The following is a 16257-nucleotide window of genomic DNA, read 5'->3' as shown; positions in this document are numbered from 1 at the left end:
CTTTAATGGGAATTACAATTTTTGCAATCATATCTTTAGTAGTTATCAATACTGTTATCTCTATTATTATGAGTAATACAATCGCAGATTAATTCAATTAATCATTGAAGCGGGCTCTTCTTTAAAAGAAGAGCCCGCTTTTTTTGTTTTTTTCACCAATGGAGTAATTAATATAAAAATCTATATAAATATGCTGAAAATAACTGAATTATATAATAATTATTTTCATGGTGTTAAAATCATTTTTCCTTGCATAGGCTTTGTTATGAAATTATTTTATAAAATTTCTCACATAGTCAAGACTAATCATTTCGAAATCGTTCATCTTTTTAATAGAAATAGTCTTTGAATTAGTGAGAACAAGGGGGATGGGCTTATGCTGCAAAGGAAAGGTTGGAAAGTTCTGTTGTTAGTCGTTTTTTGCGCCATTTTTATGGTTGCATGTTCTAATGACAAGAAAGAAACAAATAGTAGTGAAGGCAAAGGGGAGAAAGAGCCAACTACTGAAAAGAAAGAAGAACTGGTTGTCGCAGTAAATGAAAACTTCATTACAATGGATCCTCATAATACAGGGGATACAAATTCTAACTCAGTACAATCTGCTATGTTAGAAGGCTTGCTAGGTTTTGATGATGAAGGTCAAATCATAAATGTTCTAGCTGAAGACTATTCAGTAAGTGAAGACGCACTTGTTTATACTTTTAAATTACATCAAGGTATTAAATTCCATGATGGAGAAGATTTTAATGCTGAAGCAGTTAAAGTGAATTTTGAACGGATAATGAAAGACAAGAGTTTACGATTAAATTCACGTGGTTTTAGCTTAATTAAAAAAATTGAAACACCAAGTGAATACGAAATAATAATTACTTTAAAGGAAACATATAGCCCAATGCTCACTCGTTTTGGAGTAGCTAAAATTATTAGCCCTAAATTAGTGAAGGAAAATCTGGCAGATATTCCAAAAAAACCTGTAGGTACTGGCGCTTTTAAATTTGTTGAGTGGGTTCAAGGTGATCATTTATCAATAGAAAGATTTGATGATTATTGGGGAAAAGGTGAACGAGTTAAGAAAATCATCTTTAAACCAGTACCTGAAAATGGATCACGTGTAGCGATGTTAAAAACGGGAGAGGCGGGAGTTATTTATCCTGTACCATCTCAAAATATTAAGGAAGTTGAAGGGAATAAAGATATCCAAGTAAACAAAATTCCTTCAACGATCGCACGATATGTATCAATAAATACTTATAAAAAGCCTTTTAATGATGTAAGAGTACGACAAGCATTTAACTATGCAGTGGATAAAGATGCATTTATAAAAGTCGTAAATTTTGGATTAGGTCTTCCGTTAGATTCAATTATTCCATCTAAAACTATCTACTATAAACAACAAGAAGCATATAAACAAAACATTAATAAAGCAAAAGAATTATTAAAAGAAGCTGGCAATGCTGATGGCTTTGAAGCCGAGATTTGGGGTAACACAAACTCTGACACGATGAAAGGTATGCAATTCATCCAACAACAGTTAAAACAAATTGGCGTAAAAGTAGAAATTAAGTCAATGGAAGAAGGAACTCTTTCAGATGAAATCTATGGAGCGCAAACGCCTGACGATTCAAAACTACAAATGTGGTATGTGAGTTGGTCTTCATATGCTTCAGATATTACAAATGCAACAAAACCATTATTCCATAGCTCTTCTTTCCCACCGAACGGTGCAAATACAGCCTATTATAACAATAAAGACGTGGATAAATGGATGGATGAAGCCAACTCTATTTCAGATAAGGCAAAACAAGAAGAATTATACGCTAAAATCCAAGAAACCGTTTATAAAGATGCACCATGGATCTTCCTAGGAGTCGATGAAATTGTGTATGGTGTTCGATCTGATGTAGAGGGCGTTGTCGTAGATCCACCTGGAGGATTAAATGTAAAAGATGCTAATTTTAAATAATTACTGTAGATAGTAGGTAAGAGGCTGAAACAAATTTCAGCTTCTTGCTTTATCAAAAATGGCTAGATTAATAACTTATAGAATTTTCACGGCATTCACCTTTTAAATGGAGGGAGAACAAATGCTTCGATATATCATAAAACGAGTGTTAGAAATATTACCAATAATTATTGTAGTTTCGATACTGTCTTTCTTGTTTATTCACTTTATTCCTGGTGACCCTGCACGGTTAGTTGCAGGTAAGGATGCGACATTAGAAGATGTCCAAAATGTGCGAGAAGAGTTAGGTTTAAATGATCCTATATGGAAACAATACATTTCTTATATGGGAAATTTGTTGCAAGGTAATTTAGGTACATCATTAAAGACGGGTTTACCAGTCTCCGATATGTTTACATCGCGCTTCATGCCATCCATTTATTTAACATTTTTTGCGATGATTTGGGCGACTATTATTGGTTTATTGATAGGAACGTTATCAGCTGTATTTAAAAACAAATGGCCTGATTATTTAGGAATGGTAACAGCAGTATCTGGTATTTCATTGCCGGGGTTTTGGCTAGGGTTACTGTTGATTCAATTGTTTTCTGTACAACTAGGTATTCTCCCAACTGGTGGATCAGAAGGCTTCAAAAGTTATATTCTGCCTTCATTGACGTTAGGTGCAGGTATTATGTCGATGATTGCTAGATTTACAAGATCATCTTTGTTAGAAACATTGCAGACAGACTATATACGAACTGGCCGTGCTAAAGGATTGAAGGAATCAGTTGTCATTATACAACATGCATTAAGAAATTCTTTAATACCTGTTGTAACGATTGCAGGCTTACAATTTGGATTTCTTTTAGGTGGATCAGTTGTTGTTGAGACTGTCTTTAGTTTCCCTGGAATGGGCCGTTTACTCATCGATTCAATTGCATTTCGGGATTATCCTGTGATTCAGTCAGCACTTCTCTTGTTTGCGATTGAATTTATTATCGTCAATTTAGTAGTAGATATATTATACAGCGTTCTAAATCCAAAAATTCAAGTTCAGTCCTAAAGGAGGGTATTTATGAATAGCGTTTCAATAGACAAAAATGAAAAAACAGTGATTATGCAACCAAAATACTCTCCAGTCAAAGAATTTTGGAAAAACTTTAGAAAGCAAAAAGTAGCATTTATCGCTAGTGTTTTTGTTTTATTACTAATTGTTGTAGCAATCTTAGCACCTTATATCGTACCTTTCGATCCATATAAACCAAATTATGATGCCTTGTTAGAACCTCCTAGTAAATCACATCTAGCAGGAACTGATGAATATGGCAGAGATATATTAAGTCGACTAATCATGGGAACGAGAATCTCATTGAGCGTTAGCTTCGCATCGGTTTTTTTAGGGATGATTTTAGGAACCATTTTAGGCTTAATGAGTGGCTATTTCGGTGGTTGGTTGGATCGCATAATAATGCGTTCAAGTGATGTCTTGTTTTCTTTTCCAGACTTGCTTTTAGCAATTGCTATTGTGGCAATTCTAGGACCAGGTTTAAATAATGTGATTATCGCAGTAACAGTTTTTGGTATACCTTCATTTGCTAGACTCGTCCGTGGGGCCACTTTAGAGGCCAAAGAGAACACCTATGTAGAAGCAGCAAAATCAATGGGGGCACCACATCGTCGTATTATGTATAAACATATTTTTCCGGAAACTGTAAGTAGCCTTATCATTTTCGTGACAATGCGAATAGGTACAGCGATTTTAGCAGCTTCAAGTTTAAGTTTTTTAGGCTTAGGTGCTAGTCCTGAAACACCTGAGTGGGGAGTAATGTTAAGTACAGGAAGAGATTATTTAGGCACAGCTTCACATGTAGTAATTGTACCTGGGATTGCCATCTTTTTAACTGTTCTTGCTTTTAATTTAATAGGTGATGGATTACGAGATGTATTAGATCCGAAAACGAAGAACGATTAAGGGGAATCAGGATATGACTAAAAAACTACTTCAGGTTGAAGAATTACAAACTGAATTTACGAGGGATAAGCAGAAGACGAGAATATTGCATGGAGTTAACTTTCACATCAATGAAGGTGAAGTGTTAGGTCTTGTTGGTGAATCTGGCTGTGGAAAAAGTTTAACATCGTTATCCATTATGCGTTTGTTTCAAGGGACTACAGGTGAAATCACTAATGGAAATATTTATTTCAATGACTCGAATTTAGTCAATCTATCAGACTATGAAATGCGTAAATTGCGTGGCAAGCAAATGGCGATGATTTTCCAAGATCCGATGACTTCATTAAATCCAGTAATGAAAATAGGAAAGCAGCTCACGGAACCAATTCGCGTGCACTTAAAGTTAAATAAAAGTGAAGCTAGAGAACATGCGATTGCAATGCTCACTAAAGTAGGGATTGCAAGGCCAGATGAAATTGTAGATGAATATCCTCATCAACTTTCTGGAGGAATGAGACAACGTGTGATGATTGCTATGGCGATGTCATGTAATCCTAATCTACTTATTGCAGACGAGCCTACGACTGCTCTCGATGTAACAATTCAAGCACAAATATTGGAACTTATGAAAAAGCTTCAAAAAGATGAAAAAATGTCAATCCTTTTAATCACACATGATTTAGGTGTAGTGGCTGAGATGTGTGACAGAGTAGTTGTCATGTATGCAGGTAAAGTTGTAGAAGAGGCATCTGTTTACGAATTATTCGAAAATCCGAAGCATCCATATAGTAAAGGTTTAATTGCATCTGTTCCAAAATTAGGCGAGAAAAAAGATAAATTAGATTCTATAAAAGGAAACGTACCAAATCCATCTAATATGCCAAAAGGTTGTAAGTTTGCTCCTAGATGCAATATGGCGATGCCAATTTGTCATGAACAAGAACCTGCTTGTCTAGCAATAGAGAATGATAGGTTATGCAGTTGTTGGCTATATGAACTAGAAACGAGGTGAGGCGAATGTCAAATACAATACTAAAAGTTGAGAAACTCAAAAAATCCTTTGAGTTGTCAAATGGATTTTTTGAGAAGAAAAAAACGATACAAGCAGTAAGTGATGTGTCATTTGAAATACAAAAAGGCGAGACATTTAGCCTTGTTGGCGAAAGTGGATGTGGTAAATCGACAACAGGTCGTCTCATCTCTAGATTATTAGAACCTACTGAAGGATCTATTTGGATTGATGGAATGGAAGTTTCAAATAAAAAAGAATCGCAATTAAAGCAGATGAGGCAATCGGTTCAAATGATTTTCCAAGACCCTTATGCCTCATTGAATCCACGCATGAAAGTGAAAGAAATTATAGCTGAACCGCTGATTATTCATACTAATCTATCGACTAGTGAGCGTCAGAAAAAGGTGTTAGAAATACTAGAAGTTGTAGGGTTAAGTGAGTATCACGCTGAAAGATATGCTCATGAGTTTAGTGGTGGACAAAGACAAAGAATTGGTATTGCCCGTGCTTTAATTATGAAGCCACAGCTCATTATTGCCGACGAACCTGTTTCTGCCTTGGACGTATCTATCCAATCTCAAATATTAAATCTATTAAAAGATTTACAAAGAGAGTATGGCATTTCTTATTTATTTATCTCACATGACTTAAGTGTTGTTGAACATATAAGTGACAATATAGGTGTCATGTATTTAGGTGCAATCGTAGAATCAGGGCCTAAAGACACCGTTTTTGCAAATCCTCAACATCCGTACACGAAAGCATTATTATCTTCTGTACCAGTTGCAAACCCTAGATTAAGAAAAGAGAAAATCATTCTAAAAGGGGATATACCAAGTCCGAAAAACCCTCCATCAGGGTGTACATTCCATACAAGATGTCCTTTTGCCATGGATGTTTGTAAGAAAGAGAAGCCAAAAAGACAACAGCTTCAAGAAGAAAATCATTTTGCATCTTGCCATTTGTTAGACCAATAAATTGAAGAGGTGATCGATATGAAAGTTGGATTAAGTACTTACAGCTTAGTAAAGAAAATGCGAACAGGAAACATGGATGTATTAGATGTCATTCAATGGGTTGCAGATAATGGTGGAGAGCACGTCGAACTTGTTCCTTATGAATTTACAGTTGTAGATAATCCGGAACTTGCTGATCAAATTAAAGAGAAGGCGCAACAACTTGGACTTGAATTATCAGCGTATTCTTTACCTGCAAATTTTGTTCAAGAGACGGATGAGGAATTTTATGCAGAGGTAGAACGATTAAAGAGACATGTTGATATTGTGAATCGAATGGGCATTAAAATCATGCGACATGATGTTACAGCCTTTACGTTACCAAAAGAGGATATGACAATACATTATTTTAATGAACACTTCGATAAACTTGTAAAAGGAAGCCAACTCCTCGCAGATTATGCAGCACAATTTGGTATTACAACAACGATTGAAAATCATGGTTTTAATGTTCAAACGAGTGATCGCGTGCAACAAGTTATTCATGCTGTAAATAGACCGAATTTTAAAACAACATTAGATGTAGGGAATTTCCTATGTATAGATGAAGAACCATTAGTAGGGGTAAAGAAAAATATCCCGTACGCTGCTACAGTGCATTTTAAAGATTTTTATACTAGACCTTATTTTGAAAATCCAGGAGCAGGCGAATGGTTTAGAACAGTAAACGATAATTACATCCGTGGTGCAATTGTAGGACATGGCGACATTAATATTCGTGAAATCATGAACATTGTTAAGTCTTCAGGATATGACGGTTATCTTACCATTGAATTTGAAGGCATGGAAGATTGCGAAGTTGGCTCGAAAATTGGGATGGATAATGTTAAACGATTATGGCATGAGGCAAATTGCTAAAAGATAAACCTTATCAAAAGGAGCTGGAATTATGTCGAAAATAAATGTTTGTGTAATAGGAACAGGTACAATTTCTGATCATCATTTTAAAGCGTATGCAAATAATCCAGATGTCACGATATATGGTGTTTATGATTATGTGTATGAAAGAGCGCAAAAAAAGGCTGAACAATATGATGCAAAAAAGGTATTTAAAAGTTTAGAAGAGTTATTTTCAGATACGAATGTTGACGCGGTCAGCATCTGTACTTGGAATAAAACGCATGCTGAAATTGCGATAGAAGCATTAAAGCATGATTTACACATCTTAGTCGAGAAGCCTTTATGTATGACAGTAGAAGAAGCCTATGCGATTCAAGAAGAAGCCGATAAGCATAACAAAGTATTTCAGGTAGGATTTGTGAGACGATTTGGTACGAACACAAAAGTATTAAAGTCCTTTATTGATGCTGGAAAGCTAGGCGATATCTATTATGCTAAGGCGACTTATACGAGACGCCTAGGAAACCCTGGTGGTTGGTTTGTAGATATCAATAAGTCCGGAGGGGGCCCTTTAATTGACATCGGGGTGCACATCATCGATATTTGCTGGTATTTGATGGGCAGACCAAAAGTAAAATCAATCTCTGGCAATACGTACAACCATTTAGGTAATCGAAAAAATGTAAAGAATCTAAGTTTTTATAAAACAGCGGATTATGATCAAACAGAAAATACTGTGGAAGATTTAGCAAATGCATTGATTACATTTGAAAATGGTGCCTCTTTATTAGTCGATGTGTCGTATACTTTACATGCAAAAGACGATGAATTAGGCGTAAAACTATTTGGAACAAAAGGAGGGGCAGAATTAGAACCAGAACTAGTTATTATCAGCGAAGAAAACGATACGATTTTGAATATGCAACCTCAAATTGATCACTTAACTTTTGATTTCCAAAATGCTTTTCAAAATGAAATCAATTCATTTATTGAAAGCTGTGTAACAGGCGTAGTTTCACAAGCACCTGTTGAAGATGGAGTTGAGATTATGAAAATTCTAGAAGGCATTTATAAAGCGGCAGAAACAAAAAGTGAGGTGCGCTACTAATATGACATCAACCTTACAACTATCCAATAAAATTGGTGTTATAGTGGATAGCTTTGGATTACCCCTCTATGAAGGTTTAAAAAAAGCAAAAGAAATTGGAGCGGACGGTGTTCAAATCTATGCCGTTTCGGGCGAAATGGCACCAGAGAATATGTCTACATCAGCTCGAAAAGAATTAAGAAATTATTTAACATCAATAGATTTAGACATATCCGCTTTATGCGGTGATTTAGGGGGGCACGGTTTTCAAAACAAACAAGACAATGCGCTCAAAGTCGAACAATCAAAAAGAATACTAGATATGGCAGTTGAACTTGGTACTAATATTGTGACAACACATATAGGTATCATCCCAGAAGATCCAAATAGTGAAATTTACTACGCATTACAGCAAGCATGTGAGGAGCTAGGACAATACGCGAAAAGTCTAGATGCTTACTTTGCAATTGAAACAGGACCTGAAAAAGCTGTGACTTTAAAGCAGTTTTTAGATAGTCTAAGTACCAATGGTGTATCAGTAAATTTTGACCCAGCCAATATGGTTATGGTAACAGGAGATGATCCGGTTACAGGGGTGGAAATTCTACAAGACTATATTGTTCATACCCATGTGAAGGATGGCGTGCAGTTAAAAAAGACGGACCCAAGAGATGTCTATGGTTTTGTAGGATACGGAGATGGGGTAGATCATCGTAAAATTGCTGAAATGGTAGCTGCTGGAGAATTTTTCAGGGAACTTCCATTAGGCAAGGGAGATGTTAATTTTGACCTCTATTTTAAAGCACTTCAAGCAGTTAACTATACAGGCTATTTAACTATTGAGAGAGAAGTAAAGGATGCTCCTGAAGCAGATATCTCTCAAGCTGTAGAATTTGTCCGCAAATATAAGCTATAAAGTGATTTTTCTAGTAATTTCCATTACTATGAACATAAGGAATGTTTCTCACGAATTTTACTTTTGAACAGGGAAGTGTGTCTTATGGAAAAGCAAGATCAATTATTGATGAAAAAACAAAATAGATTATTAGTTTTAGAATTAATAAGAGCTATGTCACCTATCTCTCGCATACAACTTTCCAAAGTAACGAAGATGAGTCCAACTTCGATTACTCGAATTGTTCAAGAGCTACAAGAAGAAGGTTTTGTTCGGGAATCACTTATAGAATCAACAAGTATCGGAAGAAAGCCAACATTGTTAGAGTTATGTCCAGATGTCTTATATACAGTAGGTGTGGAACTAGATCGTCGAATAGTTAGAGTGGGCTTAGTCGATTTTCTAGGAGAGCTTGTAGACTTTAAAGTTTTCCAGAGAAAATCACAAGAGAGTTATAAAGAAACGTTAAATAATATCCAAGAAAAAACTGTACAAATCATTAATGAAAACCATATTGAGATGAAAAAAGTGATTGGTTTAGGGGTAGGATTACCAGGTTCTATTGATTATGAAAAAGGTATCGTTAAAATTTCCGAGCAACTGCAGTGGGAAAATATCCCACTGGCAGACGATTTAAAGGAATTAACGACTCATAATATCATTATTGATAACGAGCTTAAGATGAAAATAATAGCTGAAAATACAATAGGGCAATCAATAGACTCTGATAATTGTATTTTACTAGGCATTGGATCAGGCATAGGTGCAGCCATATTACTTCATGGTGAAGTACACCGTGGCACTTCAAATAATGCTGGAGAAATTGGTCATACAGTGATCGATCCTAATGGCGTAATATGCCATTGTGGAAAAGTAGGTTGCTTATCAACGTATATTTCTGAAAGTGCCATTATTGCTGATGCCAATAAAGTAAAACCAATCAATTCTATAGAAGAAGTGTATGATGCCTATCGTTCAAAGGAGACATGGGCATGTAATATAATGGACCGTGTAACTACGTATATAGCGCTTGCTGTTAGTAATATGGCTTGTTTGTATGAACCAGAGTATATCATTTTAAGTGGGCATTTAATTGATGAGCTACCGGGGATAGGCAAATTTATAGAAGAAAAATGTGACCGTTATATATGGCAGTCCATTCGTCAAAATCTTAAAATTGTATACTCAAAGCTTGGTAGTGAAGGAGTTGTAAGGGGAGCTGCTATACAAGCTCAAAAGGTCTTACTCGATTTATAAGTTTAAGAATATCTTTGTAAGGTGGATGATTGCTAATGACTTATGATATTTTGATAAAAGAATATCGAGCAAATATGCTTGAAAATACTCATACAGGTATAATTTGCGGCGTAAATGACCAGCAGCAAACTGCGTTTCATATCGGTGATACGGAGCAATATGTTTTCTTACGTTCGGCAGCTAAACCGATACAAGCAATTCCTGTATTTATGACGAATATTATCGAAAAGTATCAATTGACTGAACAAGAAAGTGCTTTGTTTATGGCATCTCATCGAGGAGAATCTTATCAAGTAGATGTATTAGAGAGTATGCTGTCAAAACTACCTGTAAAAGAAGAGGAGCTTTATTGTGCTCCTTCTTATCCATTAAATAAAAGTCCACAACAGCAAGTCATTAGAGAAGGTAAAGAAAAGCGTAAATTGTATCACAATTGTGCGGGCAAACATATGGGCTTTATCACGGTTTGTCGAGAATTAGGTTACTCTGTTGATGAGTATTGGAAGCCAGATCATCCTCTACAACAGCAAATTCTACATATACTTGCCAAACTATCAAATATGGCAGTTGATCAAATTAAAACTGGTATTGATGGTTGTGGAGTTCCGGTATTTGCAATTCCTCTTAAAAATATGGCCATTTGTTTTCTCAAATTAGGTTGTCCAGATTTGATTGACGATATCGAAATAAGAAAAGCGGTAGTTAAACTAACTGCAGCTATGAACCGACATTATAATATGATTGCATCAGAAAACTTCATATGTAGTACGCTATTGAAAAGTTCAAATATTGTAGCAAAAGGAGGAGCACAGGGAGTTTATTGCTTTGCTTTAAAAGAGGAAAGAATCAGTATTGCGCTAAAGGTGATGAATGGTTCAGAAGATGTGTGGCCTAATATAATTGCTTCAATTTTAGAGCAGATAAATTATAAAGATAAGAACATGATCCAGTACTTAAAAGAATTACGACCTCCTTACATTAAGAATGATGCTGGAGAACTCGTTGGCCATATCGAAGAAGCATTTGTAGTTAACCATTTCAAGTTTATATAACTGTTAAATAAAAAAGCGATAGGAGACAGCATCTCATATCGCTTTTAATCATGTTATTTTCGTGTTTTCCATTCTGCAACGATAAAGAAGATAATGAAGAAGGCAAATGCGATGACGAAAAACCATCCCGGTAAGCTACCAAAGGACATGAGGACACCTCCAAGTGCGAAAAGTACAATTATATAGTATAAGCATACCATAAATCGGCTGAATATCACTTCACAGCAGTCCATCCAAGATTTTATGCAATTTTAAATTTTATCATTGATTAAATACGAAAAGGTAGAGTTATAGAATCAACTCTACCTTTTTTTGTAACATTATTATTACTAAATACTAGACAAGTACCAACTAATTCAACTTAGCAAACGATACTAAATCGCCTTTATCACAAGATTGAAACCCTTGTTTTTCATAAAAATGTCTTACATCAGGAGCTTCTTCAGTTAATAGTACTTTTTGACGAACACTTTCATATCTATTTAGTACATCTTGTATTAATTGAGAAGCAATTCCTTTGTTTTGATACTCTTTTAACACAAGTATGTCCTGAATATAAATTATCGTTAAACCATCACCAACTATACGAATTAACCCCACTAAGTTGTGATCATCCCAAGCAGATACGACCTCTAAAGATTGAAGTAATGCTTGTTGAAGCAATGCTATATCTTTTGTATAAGCAGTCCAACCAACATCGTTATATAAATTTTTTAATTGTTCATTACCGATAGTTTTACTATTTTTAAATGTTAATTCCATTTATTATCCTCCTCAAAATTTTATTTTGAAGAGTTACTTCTTAATTTATCCACTGTCTTATACCTCCTTTCAAAATTATTTACTTTCAGTATTTGGTTAATCAATATATATCTTTTTAAGGAATATTTTCCATATCAATTATATCAGATTTTTTAAATAATTGTTAAAAACGATGAATTTTTGTATATAAATTTTTTAGTAAATATGAAAAGCTTTCACTAATAAAAGCAGTTAAGATTGACTTGCGTTTATAAATCACTTTATTATTCAGTTACAATTTCTCAAAAAAATATGCGCTTTTCTCGCACATTCCAGTGAAAATCGTTTAAAATAGGAGAATGTAATCTATTTACGTATTTATTAAGGATTTTCTAATAAGAGAGGTTGTTTATACCATGTTACATTTAAAATGGAAAGACGCACCAACGATTAAAACAGTTACTTGTAAACAAACAGATGCAAAGAAATACCTTGTATCAAATGTACTAACAGTTGGAAAAGAATATGAAGTGAAAAATGAAACAGAAGAATTCATTTTTGTTATCGATAATTCAGGAAATATTGGTGGCTTCTACAAAGAATACTTCGAATAAGTAGTAGTATTAAACAAAAACGGCTTCCGCAAAAATATGCGAAAGCCGTTTTTTATCATATGTAAGCTCAACAAGGAGGAACTAGACATGCATGATTTAGTTGAAAAGATTAAGAATGAGCGTCTTGCTCGTGTTTATAGCGAAGAACAGGCATTACTTATTGGAAATGGTGGCTACATTTCACCAGACCCGACGTTGTGGCAAGATGTATTGATCAGTGTTGCTTTGCAAAAACCAGTGCTATTAAAAGGGCCAGCGGGTTCAGGTAAAACGAAGTTAGCTGAATCGGTGTCTGCTTATTTTGGACAGCCTATGCATAGTATCAACTGCTCGGTTGATTTAGATGCTGAAAGCTTACTTGGCTTTAAGACAATCGTGCAAAAGGATGGAGAAACAGTAATTGAGTTTGTGGAAGGACCTGTTGTTAAGGCGATGAAGGAAGGGCACTTACTGTATATTGATGAAATCAATATGGCAAAGGCGGAGACATTACCGATTTTACACAGTGTTCTTGATTATCGACGTATGTTAACAAATCCGTTTACGGGAGAAGTAATTGAAGCTCATCCACATTTTAATGTAATATCGGCTATTAACGAAGGCTATATCGGAACAGCACCGATGAATGAGGCACTGAAGAACCGTTTTATTTCCTACAGCATTCCATACTTAGCTGGTGAGCAGCTTAAGAATTTATGGGAAAGTGCTTTCCCAAATGCACCACAAGGTTTGAAAAACGTCATGTACAATTTAGCTGAGGATTTGAAGGGGCAGGTGCAAAATGGCTTGCTAAGTGAAGAAGCCGCATCTATCCGTAGTTTAATGGACGCTACTGAGTTAGCTCAATATATTGAACCACTGCGCGCAATTCGCTATGCAGTTGCTGAGAAATTGGACGATGTTGGAGAACGTGAGCTCGTAATGGAATTAGCTAAAACGTGGGTGAAGTGAGGTTGATTGCATGTCACAGATGAATCGCTTTATTCAATTTAATAATGAACAGATTAATGCACGCCAGATGCTTCATTATGAGCAATTAACGCGAGCGTTATCTCATGCACCATACTTATCTTTAACAGAAAGACAAGTGCTAGAGTTACGTCCTAAGGAGCAGGCACTGTCAATTAGTGTTTTTTGGCGTCATCGTGATCGGGCAATCATGCATGCTGGGCGATTATCGGATATCTATTTGCTAGCGGCTGGCTTTTGGCGCTATTTTTCAGTGCAGCCCTTTTTAGAATTACTTGAGGATTTACAAGGGGAACCTAATGCCCAATTATTTGAGCAACTTGTATTAATGGCAGAAGAATTCCGTTTAATGGATGCGGTCGAGAAGGAACGCCCAGGTACTGGTGAGGCATTTAACGTAAGACGTAGAGTGTATTTGGAGTTTCATAAGCAGCAACTTCAAGTTAATTTACAAAAGGGCTTTTTAGCAGATGCTACTTTGAATTATTTATTCGTCATGGCACATGAAGGCTCTATGCAATTAGATACATCTAGTATGCCTGACTTTTTTGAACTATTACAATTCACTTGGCAGTCTCTTTATGATACTCGTTCAACTGAAGATAGCATTGAGGTTGTTTATCGCGTAATGGCTATGATTGCAGAACATATGGAAAAAGACTTAATGCACACTTACTATGCAGTTATGGATTCTATAGCAGAAGCAGCAAAGTTCAATGAACATAAAGGTGTTACAGAACAAGAACAAGGTAACAAAGAAGAGGCAAAAGAAACGATTGAAGAGCTATTCCGCACTTGGCATCGCGAGTCACAGTCTGACGATGGCGTCCATATGCGTTATGAACTAGAGCATGGTAATGAAGGAAAGGCAATGTCAACAGAAGCGGAAGAAGGACGAGAAGGAGCAGAGATTTCCGAAGTCGGTATTGGTGGAGCACAAGATCAAAAGGATTCTGTACAACAAGATGATAATGACGATGTAAAAAAATTGCCTCCTGAGAAAAAGCGAGCAGGCAAATATTTTGGTGAAGAACATCGAAATGTCGTCTATGAAGAGAGAAGAATTGAAACGGTCCGAGAAACTGGTTCAATGGATGATTTAGTCACTTGGCGTACTACGCAAGAACCTTATGTGAAGGCATTAATGGCTGAATTCAGAAAGCGTATGGCTCAAAAGGAAATTGCCAGACGTGACCATTTAACAAAAGGTCGACTTTCCTCCAAACTAACAACCTTTTTAATCGATGAAAGACCAAAACCATTTTATAAGAAAAATTCACCAGCGAAGCCTCTAGATGCAGTGTTTGGTTTATTAGTTGATGGCTCGGCTTCTATGATTGATAAAATGGACGAAACAAAGCAAGCAGTTCTGCTTTTTCATGATGTTTTGCGCAAAATGGGCATCACACATGAAATCGTCTCTTTTTATGAAGATGCCTACGAAGCAACGGAAGAAATACAACCGAATACATTTGAATGGGTGCATAAATTAGAGGACGGTGCAAAGGATAGTGGCTCTGCCATTATGGCGTTGGAAGCGCATGAAGATAATCGCGATGGATTTGCAATTCGCTGGATGACGAAACGATTAGCAGCTCGTGATGAAAAGCATCGATTTCTACTTGTTTTCTCCGATGGGGAACCCTCAGCATTTGGCTATGCTCAAAATGGGATTGTTGATACAGCAGAAGCAGTAATGGATGCAGAGAAGAAGGGCATTCATGTCATGCATTTATTCTTGAATACTGATATGCCAAGTGAGGAGCAGTTGCAGTTATTCAGAATGATTTATGGACCTCAATCTGTTGCAGCAGATAGTGTGGAGAAGTTTACGGATGTGACGTTGAGGTTGTTGAGGAAGATGATTGGACTTGTTATTCAGTCTGGATGATAAATGTTGATAGGATAATTAAAGATAAATGATTGGATGTGGCAGGAGAAAGCTATACAATTACATTTTCTCCTTCTAAGTAAACATATTAAGAGTATTGACGACAGTAAGCTTAAGGTTACAGGAAAAATTCAATTCAAACTCGTATTTTCCCTATATACGAAAATAAAGCATAATTATTTTCTATTTACTCAATCAATCTTTATGCTAAATATGTAGTGAGGTGAGTGAGTTGAAGTCAACAGAGCAGCGAACATTGCAAAATGGACTAAGGATGCTGGAGTTATTAAAACAGCATCCAAAATTGAAAGCGACTGATATTGGGGATGCACTTGGATTAAGTTCAACATCAACTTATCGGATTTTAGCAATTTTACAAGAATACAAGTTGATCTCGAAAGAAAAATCATATTTTCAATTGAATCAGGCCTTTTTTCAAACGGTCATTGTGAATCCTAAAAAGATTCCTTGGCAAGAATTAAAAACGCCATTTGAAGTTGTAAAAGAAATACAAGAAAATGTCTATCTTGCAGTGATTGAAGATGAACAACTTATTACGAAACGAATTGTGAATAGAGAAGGAATAGAGATTGATGTACAGTCAAGGAAGAGAAAATCAAAGGTGCATCATTCTGCCATAGGTAAAGTATTACTGGCTTTTTCATCTGATGAAGATCAAAAAGACATAATTAATAACATCGACTTTTCGCCAATGACTTCTCAGACTTTTCAAGAAAAGGATCTATTTCTAAGACATATTCAAGAGATTAACAAACGTGGTTATGCTATAGATGATGAGGAAACTGAAATTGGTATGCGCTGTATCGCAACACCGATTTTGATCAATCATGAAGTAGTAGCGGCCTTTGCAATCTCAGGTTCAACTGAGAATATATCACGTCGAAAATTTAATCAGCTATCAAAAAAAATCATCAATTACAGTCAACTAGTTGCTGAGGAACTCATTCACTTATCACGCTAAAT

General features: G+C 35.7%; 15 protein-coding genes. 14 read left to right on the top strand and 1 reads right to left on the bottom strand.

Annotated elements, in window-relative coordinates:
- Positions 1-376: 376 nt before the first annotated feature.
- The 10 genes from MKY02_RS13620 to MKY02_RS13575 all read left to right on the top strand — a co-directional run bounded on the left by MKY02_RS13620 (position 377) and on the right by MKY02_RS13575 (position 11058).
- Complete coding sequence (locus MKY02_RS13620) at positions 377-1963, top strand: glutathione ABC transporter substrate-binding protein (protein WP_340711375.1); 1587 nt, start codon at positions 377-379, stop codon at positions 1961-1963.
- A gap of 121 nt (positions 1964-2084) precedes the next feature.
- The gene (gene nikB / locus MKY02_RS13615; protein WP_038189530.1) at positions 2085-3008 is read left to right on the top strand and encodes a nickel ABC transporter permease; all 924 of its coding nucleotides are present in this window, start codon (positions 2085-2087) and stop codon (positions 3006-3008) included.
- Positions 3009-3062: 54 nt separating this feature from the next.
- The gene (locus MKY02_RS13610) at positions 3063-3917 is read left to right on the top strand and encodes an ABC transporter permease subunit (protein WP_076065862.1); all 855 of its coding nucleotides are present in this window, start codon (positions 3063-3065) and stop codon (positions 3915-3917) included.
- A 13-nt stretch (positions 3918-3930) separates the two neighbouring features.
- Positions 3931-4911, top strand: coding sequence for an ABC transporter ATP-binding protein (locus MKY02_RS13605; RefSeq protein WP_340711374.1), 981 nt, complete (start codon positions 3931-3933; stop codon positions 4909-4911).
- Positions 4912-4916: 5 nt separating this feature from the next.
- Entirely contained in the window at positions 4917-5888 is a 972-nt protein-coding gene (locus MKY02_RS13600; protein WP_076065836.1) for an ABC transporter ATP-binding protein, read from the top strand.
- Between the two features lie 18 nt (positions 5889-5906).
- A complete protein-coding gene (locus MKY02_RS13595; RefSeq protein WP_340711372.1) occupies positions 5907-6785 on the top strand; it encodes a sugar phosphate isomerase/epimerase family protein in 879 nt (292 codons plus the stop codon).
- A gap of 31 nt (positions 6786-6816) precedes the next feature.
- On the top strand, positions 6817-7875 hold the full coding sequence (locus MKY02_RS13590) for a Gfo/Idh/MocA family protein (protein ID WP_076065838.1): 1059 nt from the start codon (positions 6817-6819) through the stop codon (positions 7873-7875).
- A gap of 1 nt (position 7876) precedes the next feature.
- A complete protein-coding gene (locus MKY02_RS13585) occupies positions 7877-8770 on the top strand; it encodes a sugar phosphate isomerase/epimerase family protein (protein ID WP_038189505.1) in 894 nt (297 codons plus the stop codon).
- An 84-nt stretch (positions 8771-8854) separates the two neighbouring features.
- Positions 8855-10006 carry an ROK family transcriptional regulator gene (locus MKY02_RS13580; protein ID WP_076065840.1) on the top strand — a complete coding sequence of 384 codons (1152 nt, stop codon included), beginning with the start codon at positions 8855-8857 and terminating at the stop codon, positions 10004-10006.
- Between the two features lie 35 nt (positions 10007-10041).
- Positions 10042-11058 (top strand): asparaginase, encoded by a 1017-nt coding sequence (locus tag MKY02_RS13575; protein WP_340711370.1) that lies wholly within the window; start codon positions 10042-10044, stop codon positions 11056-11058.
- 351 nt (positions 11059-11409) lie between these two features.
- Here the strand turns inward: MKY02_RS13575 and MKY02_RS13570 are convergent, their stop codons facing one another.
- Positions 11410-11820, bottom strand: a complete 411-nt coding sequence (locus MKY02_RS13570; protein ID WP_038189486.1) for a GNAT family N-acetyltransferase — start codon at positions 11818-11820, stop codon at positions 11410-11412.
- Positions 11821-12215: 395 nt separating this feature from the next.
- On the opposite strand from MKY02_RS13570, the gene MKY02_RS13565 reads away from it, so the two are divergent.
- The 4 genes from MKY02_RS13565 to MKY02_RS13550 all read left to right on the top strand — a co-directional run bounded on the left by MKY02_RS13565 (position 12216) and on the right by MKY02_RS13550 (position 16255).
- Entirely contained in the window at positions 12216-12413 is a 198-nt protein-coding gene (locus MKY02_RS13565) for a DUF6501 family protein (protein WP_038189483.1), read from the top strand.
- A gap of 87 nt (positions 12414-12500) precedes the next feature.
- Complete coding sequence (locus tag MKY02_RS13560) at positions 12501-13364, top strand: ATP-binding protein (RefSeq protein WP_038189480.1); 864 nt, start codon at positions 12501-12503, stop codon at positions 13362-13364.
- Between the two features lie 10 nt (positions 13365-13374).
- Positions 13375-15273 carry a vWA domain-containing protein gene (locus tag MKY02_RS13555; RefSeq protein WP_076065841.1) on the top strand — a complete coding sequence of 633 codons (1899 nt, stop codon included), beginning with the start codon at positions 13375-13377 and terminating at the stop codon, positions 15271-15273.
- Between the two features lie 232 nt (positions 15274-15505).
- Entirely contained in the window at positions 15506-16255 is a 750-nt protein-coding gene (locus tag MKY02_RS13550; protein ID WP_038189474.1) for an IclR family transcriptional regulator, read from the top strand.
- Positions 16256-16257: the final 2 nt, after the last annotated feature.

The sequence above is a fragment of the Viridibacillus sp. FSL R5-0888 genome, from assembly GCF_038009105.1.
GTDB classification, from domain to species: Bacteria; Bacillota; Bacilli; order Bacillales_A; family Planococcaceae; genus Viridibacillus; species Viridibacillus arenosi.
Note: the sequence above shows the minus strand (reverse complement) of the source record. Positions and strands in the feature narration are given on the sequence as shown.